The organism is Pseudonocardia wallangbongensis (genome assembly GCF_054486945.1).
Window position 1 is genome coordinate 553,606 of sequence record NZ_JBRERS010000001.1, and the last position, 17,320, is coordinate 570,925.

Annotated in this window: 19 protein-coding genes; 11 read left to right on the forward strand and 8 right to left on the reverse strand. The window is 73.2% G+C overall.

The features are described 5' to 3' along the window. Positions 1 to 2 precede the first annotated feature (2 nt). The 3 genes from ACU436_RS02700 to ACU436_RS02710 form a co-directional block, all read right to left on the reverse strand. Entirely contained in the window at positions 3 to 761 is a 759-nt protein-coding gene (locus ACU436_RS02700; RefSeq protein WP_459021221.1) for an SDR family NAD(P)-dependent oxidoreductase, read from the reverse strand. Further along, entirely contained in the window at positions 758 to 1,699 is a 942-nt protein-coding gene (locus ACU436_RS02705; protein ID WP_459021223.1) for a beta-keto acid cleavage family enzyme, read from the reverse strand. Before ACU436_RS02705 ends, ACU436_RS02700 begins: the two co-directional genes overlap by 4 nt. 110 nt (positions 1,700 to 1,809) lie before the next feature. Further along, positions 1,810 to 2,727, reverse strand: a complete 918-nt coding sequence (locus ACU436_RS02710; protein ID WP_459021225.1) for a cation diffusion facilitator family transporter — start codon at positions 2,725 to 2,727, stop codon at positions 1,810 to 1,812. 120 nt (positions 2,728 to 2,847) lie between these two features. Here ACU436_RS02710 and ACU436_RS02715 point away from each other — a divergent pair, with 120 nt between their 5' ends. The 3 genes from ACU436_RS02715 to ACU436_RS02725 are packed head-to-tail and all read left to right on the forward strand — an operon-like array spanning position 2,848 to position 5,604. Beyond that, positions 2,848 to 3,213 (forward strand): ArsR/SmtB family transcription factor, encoded by a 366-nt coding sequence (locus ACU436_RS02715; protein ID WP_459021227.1) that lies wholly within the window; start codon positions 2,848 to 2,850, stop codon positions 3,211 to 3,213. After that, positions 3,206 to 5,212, forward strand: a complete 2,007-nt coding sequence (locus ACU436_RS02720; protein WP_459021229.1) for a heavy metal translocating P-type ATPase — start codon at positions 3,206 to 3,208, stop codon at positions 5,210 to 5,212. Before ACU436_RS02715 ends, ACU436_RS02720 begins: the two co-directional genes overlap by 8 nt. Before the next feature lie 2 nt (positions 5,213 to 5,214). Continuing rightward, entirely contained in the window at positions 5,215 to 5,604 is a 390-nt protein-coding gene (locus ACU436_RS02725; RefSeq protein WP_459021231.1) for a DUF6319 family protein, read from the forward strand. Between the two features lie 9 nt (positions 5,605 to 5,613). Here the strand turns inward: ACU436_RS02725 and ACU436_RS02730 are convergent, their stop codons facing one another. Next, positions 5,614 to 6,390 (reverse strand): IclR family transcriptional regulator, encoded by a 777-nt coding sequence (locus ACU436_RS02730; protein ID WP_459021233.1) that lies wholly within the window; start codon positions 6,388 to 6,390, stop codon positions 5,614 to 5,616. Between the two features lie 81 nt (positions 6,391 to 6,471). Between ACU436_RS02730 and ACU436_RS02735 the strand changes: the two genes are divergently transcribed. After that, positions 6,472 to 7,614, forward strand: coding sequence for an FAD-dependent monooxygenase (locus ACU436_RS02735; protein WP_459021235.1), 1,143 nt, complete (start codon positions 6,472 to 6,474; stop codon positions 7,612 to 7,614). A 41-nt stretch (positions 7,615 to 7,655) separates the two neighbouring features. Here ACU436_RS02735 and ACU436_RS02740 read toward each other — a convergent pair whose 3' ends face one another. Further along, positions 7,656 to 8,618, reverse strand: coding sequence for a helix-turn-helix transcriptional regulator (locus ACU436_RS02740; protein ID WP_459021237.1), 963 nt, complete (start codon positions 8,616 to 8,618; stop codon positions 7,656 to 7,658). Between the two features lie 61 nt (positions 8,619 to 8,679). Between ACU436_RS02740 and ACU436_RS02745 the strand changes: the two genes are divergently transcribed. From ACU436_RS02745 to ACU436_RS02755, 3 genes are read left to right on the forward strand one after another with little or no spacing between them, the layout of a single operon-like run. Then, positions 8,680 to 9,252: a DinB family protein gene (locus tag ACU436_RS02745; RefSeq protein WP_459021239.1), complete on the forward strand. Its 573-nt coding sequence runs from the start codon at positions 8,680 to 8,682 to the stop codon at positions 9,250 to 9,252. A 1-nt stretch (position 9,253) separates the two neighbouring features. After that, positions 9,254 to 9,691: a VOC family protein gene (locus ACU436_RS02750; protein WP_459021241.1), complete on the forward strand. Its 438-nt coding sequence runs from the start codon at positions 9,254 to 9,256 to the stop codon at positions 9,689 to 9,691. 56 nt (positions 9,692 to 9,747) lie between these two features. Next, the gene (locus ACU436_RS02755) at positions 9,748 to 10,653 is read left to right on the forward strand and encodes a dioxygenase family protein (protein ID WP_459021243.1); all 906 of its coding nucleotides are present in this window, start codon (positions 9,748 to 9,750) and stop codon (positions 10,651 to 10,653) included. Between the two features lie 382 nt (positions 10,654 to 11,035). Here ACU436_RS02755 and ACU436_RS02760 read toward each other — a convergent pair whose 3' ends face one another. From ACU436_RS02760 to ACU436_RS02770, 3 genes are all read right to left on the reverse strand, one after another. After that, on the reverse strand, positions 11,036 to 12,130 hold the full coding sequence (locus ACU436_RS02760; protein ID WP_459021245.1) for an LLM class flavin-dependent oxidoreductase: 1,095 nt from the start codon (positions 12,128 to 12,130) through the stop codon (positions 11,036 to 11,038). Positions 12,131 to 12,197: 67 nt separating this feature from the next. Then, positions 12,198 to 12,554: a hypothetical protein gene (locus ACU436_RS02765; RefSeq protein ID WP_459021247.1), complete on the reverse strand. Its 357-nt coding sequence runs from the start codon at positions 12,552 to 12,554 to the stop codon at positions 12,198 to 12,200. 104 nt (positions 12,555 to 12,658) lie between these two features. Further along, a complete protein-coding gene (locus tag ACU436_RS02770) occupies positions 12,659 to 13,699 on the reverse strand; it encodes a LacI family DNA-binding transcriptional regulator (RefSeq protein ID WP_459021248.1) in 1,041 nt (346 codons plus the stop codon). Between the two features lie 133 nt (positions 13,700 to 13,832). Between ACU436_RS02770 and ACU436_RS02775 the strand changes: the two genes are divergently transcribed. The 4 genes from ACU436_RS02775 (at position 13,833) to ACU436_RS02790 (ending at position 17,283) form a co-directional block, all read left to right on the forward strand. Beyond that, complete coding sequence (locus tag ACU436_RS02775; protein ID WP_459021250.1) at positions 13,833 to 14,912, forward strand: fatty acid desaturase family protein; 1,080 nt, start codon at positions 13,833 to 13,835, stop codon at positions 14,910 to 14,912. Then, on the forward strand, positions 14,909 to 15,223 hold the full coding sequence (locus tag ACU436_RS02780) for a MocE family 2Fe-2S type ferredoxin (protein ID WP_459021252.1): 315 nt from the start codon (positions 14,909 to 14,911) through the stop codon (positions 15,221 to 15,223). The genes ACU436_RS02775 and ACU436_RS02780 overlap by 4 nt, the downstream gene beginning before the upstream one ends. Continuing rightward, positions 15,220 to 16,440 (forward strand): NAD(P)/FAD-dependent oxidoreductase, encoded by a 1,221-nt coding sequence (locus ACU436_RS02785; RefSeq protein WP_459021254.1) that lies wholly within the window; start codon positions 15,220 to 15,222, stop codon positions 16,438 to 16,440. Before ACU436_RS02780 ends, ACU436_RS02785 begins: the two co-directional genes overlap by 4 nt. A gap of 81 nt (positions 16,441 to 16,521) precedes the next feature. Next, on the forward strand, positions 16,522 to 17,283 hold the full coding sequence (locus ACU436_RS02790) for a GntR family transcriptional regulator (RefSeq protein WP_459021256.1): 762 nt from the start codon (positions 16,522 to 16,524) through the stop codon (positions 17,281 to 17,283). Positions 17,284 to 17,320: the final 37 nt, after the last annotated feature.

Genomic DNA, 17,320 nt, shown 5'->3' on the forward strand with positions numbered 1-17,320 from the left:
ATCTATGCAGAGTATCCGCCGTCGACCGGCAGGACGACGCCACTGATCTGGCTCGCGCGATCGCTCAGCAACCACGCGGCCGCGTTGCCCACCTCAGTGGTCGTGCCGGCCTTCCGCAACGGCACCGCCGAGATCCGGCGCTCCACGGCGGCCGGGTCGGTCTTGCGCCACTGCGTGAGCATCGGGGTCTCGGTCGGGCCGGGGGCGACCACGTTGACGCGGATGCCGAGCGGCCCGTTGTCGTGGGCGGCCGTGCGGGTGAAGCCGATGACCGCGTGCTTCGTGGCCTGGTACGCGCCGAGCCCCGTGTTGCCGCGGAACCCGCCGATGCTGCTCGTGTTGACGATCGACCCGCCCGACTCGCGCATCGCGCGGACCTCCTCGCGCAGGCACAGCCAGGTGCCCTTGACGTTCACCGCCATGATCCGGTCGAAGTCGTCCTCCGACACGTCGTCGAGCCGGCCCTGCCCGTTGATGCCCGCGTTGTTGAACGCGCCGTCGAGCCGGCCGAACCGGGCGAGCGTCTCGTCGACGAACCGCGCGACGTCGGCCCCGACGCTGACGTCACCCGCGGTGTACGCGGCGTCGTGCCCCGCGCCCGTGAGCTCGTCGGTGAGTGCCGCGAGCGCGTCCTTCGACCGCGCGGCGAGCATGACGGAGGCGCCCTCCTCGGCGAAGACGCGCGCGGAGTCGGCCCCGATGCCGGTGCTCCCACCGACCACGAGGACGACCTTCCCGGCGAGCAACCCTGCTCCGGTCATCGCTGCAGCTCCACGTTCTCGGCCCCCTTGAGGGCCAGCATCCGGCGGGCGTCGGCGGGGGTCGCGATCTGCTTGCCCAGGTCCGCGAGCACCTCCCGGACCTTGCCCACCTGTTGTGCGTTGCTCTTGGCCTGCTCGCCCTTGCCGATGTAGAGGTTGTCCTCCAGCCCGACGCGCACGTGACCACCGAGCCACGCGCTGTGGGTGCAGAACTGCATCTGGTGTCGCCCCGCGGCGAACGCGGAGAAGTGGTAGTCCCGGCCGAAGAGCTTGTCGGCGATGGCGACCATGTGCGTGAGGTTCGCGTGATCGGCACCGATACCGCCGAGGATCCCGAAGACCCCCTGGATGAGGAACGGCGGCTCGGCGAGCCCGCGGTCGGCGAAGTGGGCGAGCGTGTACAGGTGCCCGATGTCGTAGCACTCGTACTCGAACCGGGTGCCGCCCTTCTCCCCCAGCTCCCGCAGCGCGTACTCGATCTGCTCGAACGAGTTGATGAACGGATGGCCGTAGGTGTTCTCCACGTACGGCTTCTCCCAGTCGTGCTTCCACCGGGTCACCCGGTCGGCGATGCCGGAGAACACGAAGTTCATCGACCCCATGTTCAGGGAGGCGAGCTCGGGGCTGAACCGGGTCGCCGCGGCGAGCCGCTGCTCGATCGTCATCGACGACGCCCCGCCGGTCGTGATGTTGACGACCGCGTCGCACTGCGCCGCGATGGGCGGGATGATCTCCTCGAAGACGGCCGGTTCGAACGCGGGCCGGCCGTCCTCGCGGTGCCGGGCGTGGAGGTGGATGACCGCCGCCCCCGCCTCGGCCGCGGCGAGCGACTCCGCGACGATCTCCTCCGGCGTGAGCGGGAGGTGATCGCTCTGCGACGGCACGTGGACCGACCCCGTCACCGCGGTACTGATGATCACGCGATCGGCGGGGATCACGCCGACTCCCCTTGTGCTGGAAGCATGTGTCGACCTCCGTCGTTCGAAATACGAACTAGGAGTTCACCATACGGGTCGGCCGACGCGGCTGTCCACGATCGCGCGGGCCGTCAGTCGCAGCGGTCCTCGTGCCCGGAGTGGGAGTGCTGCTCGACCTGCAGCGTGCTGTGCGACAGGCCGAACCGCTCGCGGAGCACGTGCGCCGCCCGGTCCAGGACGGAGCCGTCCCCGCACGGCCCGTGGCCGCCCTCGTCGACCACGACGTGCGCCGAGATGCTGGGCTTGCGGTCGTTGATGGCCCAGACGTGCAGGTCGTGCACGTCCCGCACCCCGGGCACGCCGCGCAGCGCCTCCTGCACCTCGCCCACGTCGATGCCCTTCGGCGCGCCCTCCAGCAGGACGTGCCCGACCTCGCGCAACAGCCCGACGGTGCGCGGCACGATCAGGGCGGCGATGAACAGCGACGCGACCGTGTCGGCATAGGGCCAGCCGGTGGCGAGCAGCACGACCGCGGCCACCAGCACCCCGACCGAGCCGAGCGCGTCACCGAGCACGTGGAGCGCGGCCCCGCGCATGTTCATGTTCCGCCGGTCCCCACCGGCGAGCACCAGCAGCGACACGACGTTGCCGACCAGGCCCAGCCCACCGATGACCAGGAGCGGCAGGCCGGGGATCTCGGCCGGTTCGAACAGCCGGTTGACGCCCTCGTAGGCGACCCAGGCGACGACGGCGATCAGCGCGATGCCGTTCAGCCCGGCGACCAGCACCTCGACGCGGCCCAGGCCGTAGGTCCGGCGCGTGCTCGCCGGCCGCGCGGCCAGCACGGACGCCACGAGCGCCGCCGCCAGCGCTCCCGCGTCGGTGAGCAGGTGCCCGAGGTCGGCGAGCAGGGCCAACGACCCGGTGAGCACGGCACCGACGCCACCGAGCAGCGCCGCCCCGAGCGTCACGACCAGCGCGATGCGCAACCGCGTCCGGTCGCCTTCCGGCGAATGCCCGTGCCCGTGCCCCATCACGCCTCCGATCACCCCTGACACATCCATCGAAACATGCGCACTTCTGCATGTCTAGCACGGACGCCGGTATCGGACCGACGTCACCCGAACACGGCCCTCGCGGGACATATCGATACTCATTAGTATGTCGATGTGGCCGAACCGGACTCCTGTGACCTGCTCTGTCTCGACCTGCCGCACGCCGAACGGATCCGCGAGGAGCTCCCAGGCCTGCGCCAGATCGAGCCGGCCGCGGCGGCGGCCCGCGCCCTGGGCGACCCCAGCCGGCTGCGCATCGCCACGGCACTGCTCGCGGGCGACGAGCTGTGCGTGTGTGACGTCGGGTGGGTCGTCGGGCAGTCCCAGGGGCTGGTGTCGCACCACCTCCGGCAGTTGAAGATCGCGCAGCTCGTGGAGTCGCGGCGGCAGGGGCGGCTGGTGATGTACCGGCTGACCGCGCGCGGTCGGGCGCTCGCCGGCGCGGTCCTGGGACCGGTCGCGGGCGCGGGCCATGGCTGACGCGTGCTGCGGCCCGGACGCGCCGGAGAGTGGCGCAGCGGCCGGCGACCCCGGGTCGGGGCTCTGGCACGTGCGGGAACTGCGGCTCGCCGCGGTGGCCGCGACTCTCCTGGGGACCGCCTGGCTGCTCGCCGCGGCGGGGGCACCGGCCGGCGTCGTGGCCGGCGCCGAGCTGGTCGCCGCCGCGGTGGCGGCGTCGACGTTCGTCCCGGCCGCGCTGCGCAACCTCGGGCGGCGCCGGATCGGTGTCGGCACGCTGATGACGATCGCGGCCGTCGGCGCGGTGGCCCTCGGCCGGCTCGACGAGGCCGCGCTCCTGGCCATCCTCTTCTCGATCGCGGAAGGCCTCGAGCACTTCGCCGTGATGCGGGCCCGGCGAGGGCTGCGCGCCCTGCTGGAGCTGGTGCCGCGCACGGTCCCGGTCCTGCGCGCCGGCCGCGAGGTCCACGTCGCGCCGGACGAGCTCGCCGTCGGTGACCTCATGGTGCTGCGGCCCGGGCAGCGCGCCGCCACGGACGGGGTGATCCGGTCCGGCCGCACCGGCCTCGACGTCTCGGCGATCACGGGCGAGTCGGCGCCGGTGGAGGCCGCGCCGGGCGATCCGGTGCACGCCGGCGCGATCAACGGCGGCGGCGTGGGCGGGGTCGGCGCGATCGAGGTCGAGGCCACCGCGCTCGCGTCGGACAGCTCGCTGGCGCGGATCGTGCACATCGTCGAGGAGGCCCAGGAGCGCAGGGGCGCCGGTCAGCGGCTCGCGGACCGGATCGCCCGCCCGCTCGTCCCCGGGATCATGGTGCTGGCCGCGCTGATCGCCGGCACCGGCGCGCTGTTCGGCGACCCGCTGCTGTGGCTGGAGCGGGCGCTGGTCGTGCTGGTCGCGGCCTCGCCGTGCGCGCTGGCGATCGCGGTGCCGCTGTCGGTCGTGGCGGCGGTCGGTGCGGCGAGCCGGCACGGGGCACTGGTCAAGGGCGGCGCCGCGCTGGAGGAGCTCGGCCGGGTGCGCGCCGTCGCGCTGGACAAGACCGGCACGCTGACGCGAAACGAGCCCCGGGTCGTCGCGACCGTCCCGGCCGCCGGGGTCGCCGAGTCCGATGTGCTCACCGCGGCCGCCGCCCTGGAGACCCGCAGCGAGCACCCGCTCGCCCGGGCGATCCTGGCGGCCTCGGGCGAGACCGGGCCCGCGGACGACGTCGTGGCCGTACCCGGCCACGGCCTGACCGGAACCCTGGACGGCGCGGCCCTGCGCCTGGGCAGGCCCGGCTGGGTACCGGCCGGCGCACTCGTCGCGGATGTCGAGCACTGGCAGGCCGCAGGCGCCACCGTCGTGCTCGTCGAGCGCGGCGGTGCCGTGCTCGGCGCGATCGCCGTCCGCGACGAGCTGCGTCCCGAGGCGCGCGAGGCGGTGGCCCGGCTCGGCGACCTCGGCGTCTCGACCGCGATGCTCACCGGCGACAACCGGCACACCGCCCGTGCGCTCGCCCTGCAGGCCGGCATCACCACCGTGCACGCCGAGCTGCTCCCGGAGGACAAGGCCGGCCTGCTCGCCCGGATCGCCGGCGGGCACCGGATCGCCATGGTCGGCGACGGGGTGAACGACGCCCCCGCGCTCGCCACGGCCGACGTCGGCATCGCAATGGGCGCCATGGGCACCGACGTCGCCATCGAGACCGCCGACGTCGCGTTGATGGGCGAGGACCTGCGTCACCTGCCGCAGGTGCTGGCCCACGCCAGGCATGCCCGGTCGATCATGGTGCAGAACGTCGGCCTCTCGCTGGCGATCATCGGCGTGCTGGTCCCGCTGGCCGCGACCGGCGTGCTCGGCCTGGCCGCGGTGGTGTTCGTGCACGAGCTCGCCGAGGTTCTGGTGATCGCCAACGCCGTCCGCGCCGCCCGGACGAACGCCTACCGGGGAGGTGACGTCGCCCCGACGACGGACCTACCGAACATGTGTTCTATTATCACCGCGTCCGACGCAGCCGCACGAAGGAGCCCGCCGTAGCGATGAGCACGCCCGAGGACACCGGCCCGACCGCCGTCGTCGAGCCGCCGGCCACCCCCGAGTCCACCCCCGAGCCCACCAAGCCCCGCCGCGGCCGGCCGAAGGGCTCCACCGCCCGGTCCACCCGCACCATCGAGCTCACGCTCACCGTCACCGGCACCGCCGACGGCGACTGGCAGGCCGAGCTCAAGCAGGGCAGCACCTGGCTCAACCGCGGCCTGCCCGTGTCGTCGTCCGCCGTGTCGAGGGCGGTGCAGGAGCTGCACGCGGACCTCGCCGGCCCCATCGATGCCGTCATCGACGCCGCGCGGGCGCAGCGCGCGGCCCGCGTCGCCGAGCTGGAGGCCGAGCTCGAGCAGGCCCGCAAGGCGTTGTCGGAGATCGAGGCGTAGGCGGCCGAGCTACCAGCGGACGCCGACGTCGGGGACCCGGCCGAGGCGCCGGGAGATCCCGAGGCCGCTGGTGACGACCGACGGGACGGCCGCGGTCAGGGACACCGACCCGGACCGGACGACGACGGACAGCGCGGCGACGACCCGGCCCTCGGCGTCCACGATCCGCGCCGCGACCGAGTCGCCACCCCGGGTCAGCTCCTCGCGCACGATCGCCGTCCCCGTTCGCCGGCAGTCGGCGAGTTCGCGGCGAAGCCGAGCGGGGTCGGTGACCGTCCGCGGCGTGAACCCTTCGAGCCCGCGCTCGGCCAGCGCGTCGAACAACGCAGCGTTGCCGTGGGCGAGCAGCACCTTGCCCACCGCCGAGCAGTGGAGCGGCAGTACCCCACCGACCTGCGACACGAGGCCCACCGCCTTCGGCGTCGACAGCCGCTCCACGATGACGGCCTCGCGTCCCTCCAGGACCGCGAGCTGCACGTGCTGTTGCAGCGCGGTGTGCAGGTCCTCCATGAACGGCAGCGCGACGGACCGCAGCGGCTCCGTCAGGGGCGCCAGCGACCCCAGCCGCCACAGCCGGGTACCGACCGTGAGCGTCCCGTCGGGCGCCCGGTCCAGCGCCCCGGCGGCCACGAGCTCGAAGGCGAGCCTGCGCACCGTGGCCTGGGGCAGCCCGGTCCGCCGGGCGAGCGCGGCGAGGGTGAGCCGCGAGTGCTCCGGCCGGAACGCGAAGAGGACCTCCAGCAGCCGGGAGCTGACGCTGCGACCCGGTTCACTGGTCCGCGGCATGGCGCCACGTTATCGCCGGTTCCTGCCCATCCAATGAACACGCGGTTCCGCGGTGGGTCCTCGTCCCGCGACGATTGCCCCGTGATCGGACCGCGGGTGGCCGTTGTCGGCGGCGGGATCGGCGGGCTCGCCACCGCCGCCTTCCTGCACCGTGCGGGCCTGCGGAGCGTCGTCTACGAGCAGGCCGCGGAGCTGAAGCAGGTCGGCGCCGGGCTGGTGCTGGCGCCCAACGCGGTGCGGCTGCTGCGCCGGCTCGGCGCCATGGACCGGCTGCGCGGCCGGGCCGTCCCGCTGGACGTCGGGTGGGAGTTCCGCCGCTGGGCGGACGGGCAGGTGCTGTCCGCGGAGATCCTCGCCGGCTCGTGCGAACGGCTGTACGGCGAGCGCACCTACGCCGTCCACCGGGCCGACCTCGCCGAGGCGATCGCCGCCGCCGTCCCGCGGGGCGCGCTCCGGTTGGGGAAGCGCTGCACCTCCGTCACGGTGCAAGGAGATGCCGCGCTGCTGACGTTCGCCGACGGGACCTCCGCCGACGCCGACGTCGTGATCGGCGCCGACGGCGTGCACTCCGCGGTACGCGGCGCGATCACCGAGCCGGCGCCCGCGAGCTACTCGGGCATCTGCGCCTTCCGGGGCCTCGTGCCGGCCGACCGTGCACCCGGGTTCGCCCGCCGGCGCGCCCAGACGCTCTGGATCGGTCCGGGCCACCACCTGGTGCACTACCCCGTCTCCGGCGGGACCGCGGTCAACCTCGTCGCCTTCGCCCCGGCCGGCGACTACAGGGTCGAGTCGTGGAGCGCCACCGCGACCGTGGAGGAGTTCCTCGCCGAGTTCGCCGGGTGGGACCCGCGCCTGCGGGAGCTGATCGTGGGCGCGGGCACGCCGGGCCGGTGGGCCCTGCTCGACCGCGCGCCGCTCGGACGCTGGAGCAGAGGTCCGGTCACCCTCCTCGGCGACGCCGCGCACCCGATGTTCCCGTTCTTCGCCCAGGGCGCCGCGCAGTCGATCGAGGATGCCGCCGTCCTGGCCCGCTGCCTGGCAGCGGATCCGCGGTCTCCCGGACCCGCGCTGCGGCGGTACGAGTCGCTCCGCATCGGGCGCACGACGCGGCTGCAGGAGGTCAGCCACGCCAGGGCGCACGTCAACCACCTGCCGGACGGTCCCGAACAGCGGGCCCGGGATGCGTCGCTGGCCGGCGCGGACCCGCTGGTGGCCAACGGCTGAATCTACGCCCACGACGCCGAGGAGGCGATGCTCTCCTCGGGCTAGCGCGGTGCTCGGGCCATCGCCGCCACGCGGCCGGCGAGGGCGGCGGCCGCCTCCCGCAGCTCCGGAGGGTCGAGCACCTCCGCCTCGAAGCCCAGCCGGGCGATGTGCACGGCGAGCCAGTCCAGCTCGTCCCCTCCTGCGACGAGCACGCACCACCCGTCGCGCTCGTCCTCCACGCGCCCCACTTGAGGCGGCACGAGCTCCCGGACCCGGTCGGCCCGGGCGCGCAGCCGCACGCGGGCGGCATACCGGTACGGCGCCTCGGTCACGGACCGCTGCACGTACGCGACCGGGTCCGGATGCTCCCTCGGCCGGAACCGCCAGGTCGTCGCCACCGCCTCGCGCATCCGGTCCAGCCGGAAGGTGCGCCAGTCGGCCCGATCGACGTCCCAGGCCATCAGGTACCAGCGGCGCCCGGTCGCGACCATCCGCACGGGTTCGACCGTGCGCTCGTGCTCACCCCGGTCGCGGCCGGCGTACCGGAAGCGGACCCGCACCGCGTCCCGGCAGGCCCGCGCGAGCGTCACCAACAGCTCCGCGTCGATCTCGACCCCCGGCCCGACGAGGGTGTCGGTGGCGCCGTGCACCGCCCGGACCTCGGCGCGCAGCCGGGGCGGCATCACCTGGTCGAGCTTCGCGAACGCCCGCAACGCTGCCTCGCCCGCACCGGCGACCGTGCCGCCCGACGCCAGGCGCAGGGACACCGCCGTCGCGATCGCCTCCTCGTCGTCGAGGAGCAGCGGCGGCAGCCGGGTGCCCGCGCCGAGCGTGTAGCCGCCACCGACGCCCGCGGTGGCGTGGACGGGGTAGCCGAGCGCGCGCAGCCGCTCCACGTCGCGACGCACGGAGCGGTCGGTGACCCCCAGCGCGGCGGCGAGCTCGGCGGCCGTCCAGGATGGCCGCCGTTGCAGCAGGGCCAGCAATCTCAGCACCCGTTCGGTGGTCGCCTCGACGGTCACATGTTCATCGTTCCACGAATCACGGAACGATCCTGTCCGCTATCTGCGGCACGCTGACCGCATGACCGATCAGACCTGGAACTCCCTGCTCCGGGACCAGCTGTCCTGGCACTGGACCCACCAGCTGCGCGACCGACTCCACGGCCTCACCGACGACGAGTACTCCTGGGAACCGGCGCCCGGCTGCTGGAACGTGCGCCCACGCGGCACCGGTACCGCACCGGTGCAGGCCGGGTCGGGCGCGATGACCATCGACTTCGCGTTCCCGGTGCCCGACCCGCCGCCGTTCACCACGATCTCCTGGCGGCTCGGGCACGTGATCGTCGGCGTGTTCGCCCTGCGCAACGCCTCGCACTTCGGCCGCCCGCCCATCGACTACGAGTCGTTCGAGTACGCCGCCACGGCGGACGAGGCGCTGGCCCAGCTCGACGCGGAGTACGCCACGTGGATGGCCGGGGTCGAGTCCCTCGGCGAGGAAGGCCTCGCCCGCCCGTGCGGGGAGGCGGAGGGCGCGTACGCCGAACTGCCGATGGCGGCGCTGGTGCTGCACATCCACCGCGAGACGATCCACCACATGTCCGAGGTCTGCGTGCTCCGCGACCTGTACCTGCACACCCGCGGGGAGGCGAGCTGACATGGCCCGCGATGTCCAGTTCACGTTCGACTGCGCCGACCCGGCCGGACTGGCCGCGTTCTGGGCCGAGGCCCTCGGCTACCGGATGCAGGACCCGCCCGAGGGTTTCGACTCGTGGGAGCAGGCCCTGGACGCGTTCGGCGTGCCGCCCGAGCACCGCAACGACGCCTCGGCGGCGATCGACCCGGACGGCTCGGGGCCACGGCTGTTCTTCCAGCGCGTACCCGAGGGCAAGCAGGCCAAGAACCGCGTGCACCTCGACGTGCGGGCCGCCCCGGGGATCCACGGAGACGCGCGGATGGCGGCCCTGGAGGCGGAGGCCGACCGGCTCGCCGCCCACGGCGCCACCCGGCTCCAGCGCCACGAGCCCGAACCCCCGCTCGGCGCCGGGCACATCGTGATGGCCGACCCCGAGGGCAACGAGTTCTGCCTCGACTGACCAGCGGGGCAGCGGCGGTGTGCTGGCACACTCATCTCGATGAACGGGAAGCTGACATGATCATCCGGGACGAGCACCAGCTCACGGCCGCGGTGCTCGCGGAGACGGAGAAGGCGGGCGACCCGCGCTTCCGGGAGATCATCCAGGCGCTGGTGCGCCACCTGCACGACTTCGCCCGCGAGGTACGGCTGACCGAGGCCGAGTTCGACGCGGCCATCACCACCGTGACCAGGCTCGGCCAACTCACCACGCCGAGCCACAACGAGGTCCGGCTGATGGCGGGGTCGCTGGGCCTGTCGACGCTGGTGTCCTTGATGAACAACGGCACCGACGACAAGCCGACCTCGGCGAACCTGCTCGGCCCGTTCTGGCGCAAGGGCAGCCCGACGATGACGAACGGCGACTCGATCGTCCGCTCCCCCACCCCCGGGCCGCCCCTGTTCTTCACCGGCCGCGTCGTCGACACCGGCGGCGCCGCCGTCGCCGGCGCGGAGGTCGACGTCTGGCACGCCGCACCGAGTGGCCTGTACGAGAACCAGGACCCCGAGCAGGCCGAGTGGAACCTGCGCGGCACGTTCCACACCGACACGGACGGCGTGTTCTCCTTCCGCAGCGTCAAGCCGTCCGGCTATCCGGTACCGATGGGCGGGCCGGTCGGCGAGCTCCTGACCGCGCTGCAGCGCCATCCCTTCCGACCCGCGCACCTACACGCGCTGATCTACAAGCCGGGCTTCAAGACGATCGCGTCCCAGCTCTACAGCCACGACGACCCGATGCTGGAGACCGACGCCCAGTTCGGCGTCGTGCAGGCCCTCGTGGGCACGTACGTGCGTCACGAGAACGAGCCGGCCCCGGACCCCGGCGTGGCCGAGCCCTGGTACAGCCTCGAGTACACGTTCGTCGTCGAGCCGGGCGAGGCCTGGCTGCCCACTCCACCGGTGTCGGCCAAGCGCGATTCCTAGCCGACACGGGTGGTTCCTCAGCCGTGTCGGGTTCTGGTGGGTGGTGGCACCGGAGCGGCCGGCGCCCGCTGTTGACCACGCTGTCCGCGTGCCGCCGGAACGCGGGTGCGCGCGTTGCGGGCGAGGATCCGAGCAATTCTGGGCATGATCAATGCGGGGTGCGTGTGATCGCCGCCGGAACGGCGCCGAGCGAGGTCTCGCAACGATCAACGGTGCGTGATCCGTCCGAGATGTGCCGGACCGCCCTGCCAAGGGCGCGGAACCCCAGGTCGCAGCGATCATCTGTCGCCGTGCACCGTTCCCGACATTGCGATGCAGGGGCACGGATCCGAATTTCTCTTCTCGTCGCGGCTCCCGAGGACGACGTCGTGTTCGATCGCCGTCACGTGCCTGCTGGCGGGCGCACAGTGGCGTTGCGCTCCCTCAGGACCGGCATCACCTCCCGGGCGAAGAGGCGCGCCTCCTCGCGGGAGAACGTCTCGACGAGCAGCCGGCGCGCGCCGGTGGCGTCGATGGTCTGCTGGAGGGTGTCGACGATTCGGTCGGGGGTACCGGAGATTGCGATCGCGGGCCGGTTCGTCCGCGTGGCCCCGCTGTCGACGTGGAACTCGCCGTCGGTCTCAGGGACCGCCCGCCGGCCACCGGCCTCGTAGAGGGAGACGAACCGGCCGAACGATCGGGCCAGGTTCTCCAGGTTGCGCTCCGCCTCGTCCTCGGTGGTGCCGATGGCCACGAAACGCTCCAGCATCATGTTCGCGCCCGACCGGGCGTACCCGTTGTCCGCGGCGACCTTGACGTAGTGCTCGAGCGCGTCCCGGTGCTCCTGGTCGCTGCCGAAGTTGCGCATGACGTTCCAGCCGTACAGCGCGGCGAGCCCCATCGTCTCCGCGCTCGCCCCGCCCAGCCACACGGGGAGCGGGTCCTGGAGTGGGCGGGTCGCGATCGTCGTCGGGCGGGTGACCGGGAAGAACTCGCCGTCGAACGTCAGGTCCCGCTCGGTCAGCGCGAGGTTCAGCAGTTCCAGGCCCTCGGTCCAGGCGCGCTTGAGATCGTCGGCGCCCAGGTCGCGACCGAGGGCGACCAGCGCCTCACCGGGGATCCCGCGGCCGAGGCCGAGCTCGAACCGGCCGCCGCTGAGCAGGTCCAGCATCCCGGCCTCCTCGGCCACCCGCAGCGGGTGGTAGAGCGGCAGGACGGTGACCGCGGTGCCCAGCCGGATCCGGCTGGTCCGGACGGCGGCGGCCGCCAGCAGGAGGTGCGGGGACGGGCAGGTCATCAGCGGGGCGTGGTGCTCGGTCACGGTGATCGCGTCGAAGCCGAGCTCCTCGGCCAGCACCGCGAATTCCACGAACTCGTCGATCTGGCGCTGTTGCCAGCGGGGATCGTGGACGTCGGCACCAGGGTCGTTCGAGTGCAGACCCACCCCGTAGGTGTGGACGAACTTGAGGACGTCGAACTCGTCGCTGAGCGCGGCCATGGGCCCATCGTGCGTGGCCGTGATCCGCGACGGAACACCTGTGTCCGTTGGATGGACGACCCCGAGGTCAGAGGCCGACGCCCTGGAACAGGCCGGCGAGCCAGGTCAGGAAGTTGCTGACCGGTCCACCGGCAGCCGGCGCACCCGAACCCGAGGCACCGGGCGTCGCAGCGGTACCGGTCGTGCCACCGGCGGGCGCCGAGCCGCCGCCGGAGCCACCGGCCGCGGCACCGCCGCCGCTGTCGGAGGCGGCCTGGTCCTCGCCATCCGCGCTCGGGCAGAGCAGGTCCTGCATACCGGCCGGCATCTGCGCACATGCGTCACCGCCGGTGCCGCCGCCCGAGGGCACCGTCGAGGCGACGGGCACCGCCGGGCTCGGGGCCGCGATCGCGGTGCCCGATCCGAGGATCAGCCCTGCTGCCACAACCGCAGAACCTGCCGCAATACCGGCCGCTCGCATCCCTGTCCCCCTTGCAGAATCACCAGTGAACGGTCTCAGCCGAACCGTGCGGTCCATGATGGCAGAAATCAGCGGTTCCCCGTTCGGCTCTCCCCGAACGGGGCACTCGTCCCGCGGACCGCGAGCGTCGGCGGGATCAGGCGGAGCTCGGCTGGGCGCCGGGGGTTCTCGATGCGGGCGAGCAGCAGGTCGGCGGCCTGCCGGCCGACCTCGTCACCAGCACCGTCCACACTGGACAACCCGATGCAACGCAGCTTGGCAAGATGCGTGTTGTCGTAGCCGACGAGGGACAGCCTCGCGGGCACCTCGATACCCCGCTCACCGGCGGCCGACAGCGCGCCGAGGCAGGTCAGGTCGTTGACGGCGAAGATCGCCGTGGGCGGGTCGGCCCGGTCGAGCAGCCGCGCGGCGGCCCGGAAGCCGCCGTCCTCGGTGAGGTCGCTGTACTCGATCGCGATGTGCTCACCGAGCCCGTGGGCCCGCATCTCCTCCTCGTACCCCTCGCGGCGCAGCGTCGGGACGAGACCGGCCGGATCGGCGATGTGCGCGATGCTCCGGTGCCCGAGCTCGACGAGGTGCCGGGTGGCGAGCCTGCCTCCGATCGCGTCGTCGTTGGCGACCGTGTCGGCGCGGTGGACGGCCAGGTCCCGGCTGCCGACCGCGACCGTCGGCACCTCGGCCGCGATCTCCTCGATCGCCGGTGAGAGCGGCATGGTGCCGGCGAGGACCAGGCCGTCGACACCGAGCTCCCGGAAGGTACGGGTCAACGACTCGTCGGTGCGCCGGTTGAGCCGCCCGTCGCCGAGCAGGATGTGCAGGCCGTGCTCGTGCAGCACCGGGGTGAGCCCGTCGAGCATCTCGGTGAACCACGGCTGGCGCAGGTCGTTGAGCAGGACGCCGATCGTCCGGGTCCGGCGCTCGGCCAGGCTGCGGGCCACGGCGTTGGTCCGGTAGCCGAGCTCGGCAACCGCCCGCAGCACCGCCTCCCGCTTGACCGGGCTCACCTTCGGGGAGTCCCGCAGGACGAGGGAGACCAGTGACTTCGACACCCCCGCGCGTTCGGCGACGGTACGGATCGTGGGTCGCCGCGCACCCGTGGAGTCGGCCACGCTGCTCCTTCCCGCTTCGACGATCGGACGAGCCTACGCGCGTGATCGCAGCGAGCGGGGATTGACAACACGCCGTCCCCGTCCGCATGCTGATGCCGAATTGGACCGGTCCAACCGACCAAGGGAGCGCGGCGTGAACCGGGAACGTCTCGAGGCCTACGACCTCACAGGACCCGAGGGCGAACGAGCCGTCGCGGAGGGTCTCGCCTCCAGCGACTGGTTCCGCAGCGAGGTCCCGCGCAAGCGCATGAAGGAGCTGATGCGCCGCTCGGACGGGCCGGCCGTCCGCGACACCGCGATCTGGCTGGGCGTCATGGCGGTGGCCGGCACCGCGGGCGGCCTGCTGTGGGGCAGTTGGTGGGCCGCGCCGTTCTTCCTGGTGTACGGCGTGCTCTACGGCTCGGCCGGCGACTCGCGCTGGCACGAGGCCGGACACGGCACCGCCTTCCGCACGCCGTGGATGGCGAGCACGGTGTACCAGATCGCCTCGTTCATGATGATGCGCGACCCGACGGTGTGGCGGTGGAGCCACACCCGGCACCACACCGACACGCTGATCGTGGGCCGCGATCCGGAGATCGCGGTGATGCGCCCGGCCCGGCTGGCCAAGCTGCTGGCCAACTTCTTCGGCCTCGTCGACGTGCCGTTCGCGCTGCGGGACATGGCGGTGCACGCGTCCGGCCGGCTGCGCGCCGAGGAGGCGACGTTCATCCCGGAGCAGGAGCGCTCCAAGGTCTACCGCACGGCGCGGATCTGGCTGGCGATCTACGCGGCCACGATCGCCACCGCCATCGTCACCGGCTCGCTCCTGCCGCTGGTGTTCATCGGTGGACCCCGGGTCTACGGCACGTTCATGCACGTGGTGTACGGGCTGACCCAGCACGCCGGGATGGGCGAGAACGTGCTGGACCACCGGCTCAACACCCGGACGGTGACGATGTGCCGGATCAACCGGTTCCTCTACTGGAACATGAACTACCACGTGGAGCACCACATGTTCCCGATGGTCCCCTACCACCGCCTGCCCGAGCTGCACGAGGAGATCGCGCACGATCTGGCGCCGGCCTACCCCGGGCTGTGGGCCGCCTACAAGGAGATCGTCCCGGCGGTCCTGCGGCAGATGCGGGACCAGACCCACTACGTCCGCCGCGAGCTGCCGGACGGCGCGGCGCCGTTCCACCCACGCAACGACGGACGGGCGGTGCTCGCATGACGCGCTGGATCCCGGCGTGCGCGGTGGACGACGTCGACCCGGAGGACCTGGTCGGCGTCCGGCACGGCGGCAACGACTACGCCGTCTACCGCTCGCCGGACGACGAGTTCTACGCCACCGACGGGCACTGCACCCACGAGCGGGAGCTGCTCTGCGACGGCCTGGTGATGGACGGCGTCATCGAGTGCCCCAAGCACAACGGCCGCTTCGACTACACCACGGGGCGGGCCACGGGCGCACCGGTCCTCGTCGACCTGCGCACCTACCCGGTCAAGGTCGAGGACGACACCGTCTACATCGGACTCGAATGACCGCCCTACCGGGGATCGTCGTCGTGGGCGGCGGCGAGTGCGGTACGCGGGCCGTCTTCGAGCTCCGTTCGGCCGGGTGGTCCGGCCCGATCACGCTGGTCGGCGCCGAGGCGGGGTTCCCGTACGAGCGGCCGCCGCTGTCGAAGTCCGTGCTGGCCGGCGGGCCACCGGTCCCGGCGTGCGCCGCGGCGAGGCTGCGGGACGCGGACGTCGAGCTCGTCCCCGGGGTGGCGGCGACCGACATCGATCGGGACGGCCATGAGCTGGTGCTCGCCGACGGCAGGCGGATCGGCTACGAACGGATGCTGCTCGCCACCGGCGCCACTCCCCGGCGGCTCCCGGGCTGCGCCGGAGCGCACCACCTGCGGTCCCTCGACGACGCGCTGGCCCTGCGCGAGCGGCTGCGGCCGGGCGCCCGGATCGGCGTGATCGGGGGCGGCTTCATCGGACTGGAGCTCGCGGCCGCCGCGGTCGAGCGTGGGTGCGCGGTCACCGTCGTCGAGCTGGCCGCACGGCTCCTGAGCCGTGCCGTTCCGGGCGAGGTGGCGCAGGTCGTGGCGGCCCGGCATCGGCGCGCCGGGGTCGACGTCCGGTGCGGGACCGGCGTCGTCCGGCTCGCTGCCGGCGAGGTCGAGCTCACCGGCGGGGACCACGTGGAGTGCGACACCGTCGTCGTCGGCATCGGCGCGCTCCCGGAGACGTCACTCGCGGAGAAGGCCGGCCTGGTCGTGGACGACGGGGTGCGGGTCGACGACCGGCTGCGGACCTCGGACCCCGACATCTTCGCCGCGGGCGACTGCTGCTCGTTCCCGCACCGGCTCTACGGCGGTCGCCGGATCCGGTTGGAGGCCTGGCGCAACGCCCACGACCAGGCCGCGGTGGCGGCCCGCAACCTGCTCGGGGCGGACGAGCCGTACGCGGCGGTGCCGTGGTTCTGGTCCGATCAGTACGACCTCACGCTGCAGATCGCCGGCCTGCCGGACGCCGCGACGAGCGAGGCCGTGCGGCGGCGTCCCGACGGGGTCGAGGTCCGGTTCGGTCTCGGGCCGGAGGGGCGCGTGCTCTCGGCCGCTGCGATCGGCCCCGGGAACGCCGTCGCGAAGGACATCCGGCTCGCCGAGATGCTCGTCGCCGCGCGAGCGGCACCCGGCGCGGCCGCGCTGGCCGATCCCACCGTGGGGCTCAAGGCGCTGCTGCGCGCCGGAACGGGCCACTAGCGGGACCGGGTTGCCGAGCGCACCGCGGTTGCCGACCGTCCCCCGTACAGTGATATCCCGTATATGAACGAGGAGGACTGGATGGACGACGGCCCGACCGGCGCGAACGCCGCGTTCCGGCTCTCGCTCGCCGACGCCGAGGTGGACCCCCTTGCCAACCGCACCGACCGCGCGCTGTCCGTGGTCCGGCGCGGCATCCTGACCGGGCGCCTGCGCCCCGGCCAGCAGCTGGTGGAGGCCGACATCGCCGAGATGCTCGGGATGTCCAAGACCCCGGTCCGCGAGGCGCTCAAGACGCTGGTGGGTTCCGGCCTGGTCTCGCTCAGCCGGTACAAGGGCGCGATCGTGCGGCAGCTGGATCCGGGGTCGGCCGCCGCGATCTACGACCTCAGGCTGCTGCTCGAGCCGGAGGCGGTCCGGCGCGCGGTGGCCGGGCAGGTCGACTTCGCGGAGGCGGCGGAGACCCTCGACCGGGCGGTCGCGGCGGGCGAGGCAGGCGACACGGTGGAGATGAGCCTCGCCAACCGGGAGTTCCACGGCTCGCTCTACGTCGGCTGCGGCAACCCGCTGCTCGTTTCCACCCTCGACGGCCTGAAGGACCAGGCCGCGCTGATCAGCATCTCGGGCTGGCGCTCCGCGGGTGGATGGCGAGTGGAGGCCGAAGAGCACCGCGCCATCCTCGCCGCCGCCCGGGCCGGCGATGCCGAGGGAGCGGCCGCCGCCCTGCACGCCCACATCACCGGGTTCGTCGAGCGGGTCATGCCCCATCTCGGCCCGGCCCTGGACCCCGCGGCCCCGGCCGGCGCGAAACTCCGCCGAGCGAGCGGCGCCCAGGCCCGTTAGCTAGCCGATTGTGCAGGCCCGATCCACCTTCTCGGGG

What these genes read in the sequence shown, in the direction of transcription:
- ACU436_RS02755 (WP_459021243.1), top strand. Translation starts at nt 9,748, where the DNA reads ATGATCATCCGGGACGAGCACCAGCTCACGGCCGCGGTGCTCGCGGAG.
- ACU436_RS02750 (WP_459021241.1), top strand. Translation starts at nt 9,254, where the DNA reads ATGGCCCGCGATGTCCAGTTCACGTTCGACTGCGCCGACCCGGCCGGA.
- ACU436_RS02780 (WP_459021252.1), top strand. Translation starts at nt 14,909, where the DNA reads ATGACGCGCTGGATCCCGGCGTGCGCGGTGGACGACGTCGACCCGGAG.
- ACU436_RS02725 (WP_459021231.1), top strand. Translation starts at nt 5,215, where the DNA reads ATGAGCACGCCCGAGGACACCGGCCCGACCGCCGTCGTCGAGCCGCCG.
- ACU436_RS02730 (WP_459021233.1), bottom strand. Translation starts at nt 6,390, where the DNA reads ATGCCGCGGACCAGTGAACCGGGTCGCAGCGTCAGCTCCCGGCTGCTG.
- ACU436_RS02785 (WP_459021254.1), top strand. Translation starts at nt 15,220, where the DNA reads ATGACCGCCCTACCGGGGATCGTCGTCGTGGGCGGCGGCGAGTGCGGT.
- ACU436_RS02700 (WP_459021221.1), bottom strand. Translation starts at nt 761, where the DNA reads ATGACCGGAGCAGGGTTGCTCGCCGGGAAGGTCGTCCTCGTGGTCGGT.
- ACU436_RS02790 (WP_459021256.1), top strand. Translation starts at nt 16,522, where the DNA reads ATGGACGACGGCCCGACCGGCGCGAACGCCGCGTTCCGGCTCTCGCTC.
- ACU436_RS02745 (WP_459021239.1), top strand. Translation starts at nt 8,680, where the DNA reads ATGACCGATCAGACCTGGAACTCCCTGCTCCGGGACCAGCTGTCCTGG.
- ACU436_RS02720 (WP_459021229.1), top strand. Translation starts at nt 3,206, where the DNA reads ATGGCTGACGCGTGCTGCGGCCCGGACGCGCCGGAGAGTGGCGCAGCG.
- ACU436_RS02760 (WP_459021245.1), bottom strand. Translation starts at nt 12,130, where the DNA reads ATGGCCGCGCTCAGCGACGAGTTCGACGTCCTCAAGTTCGTCCACACC.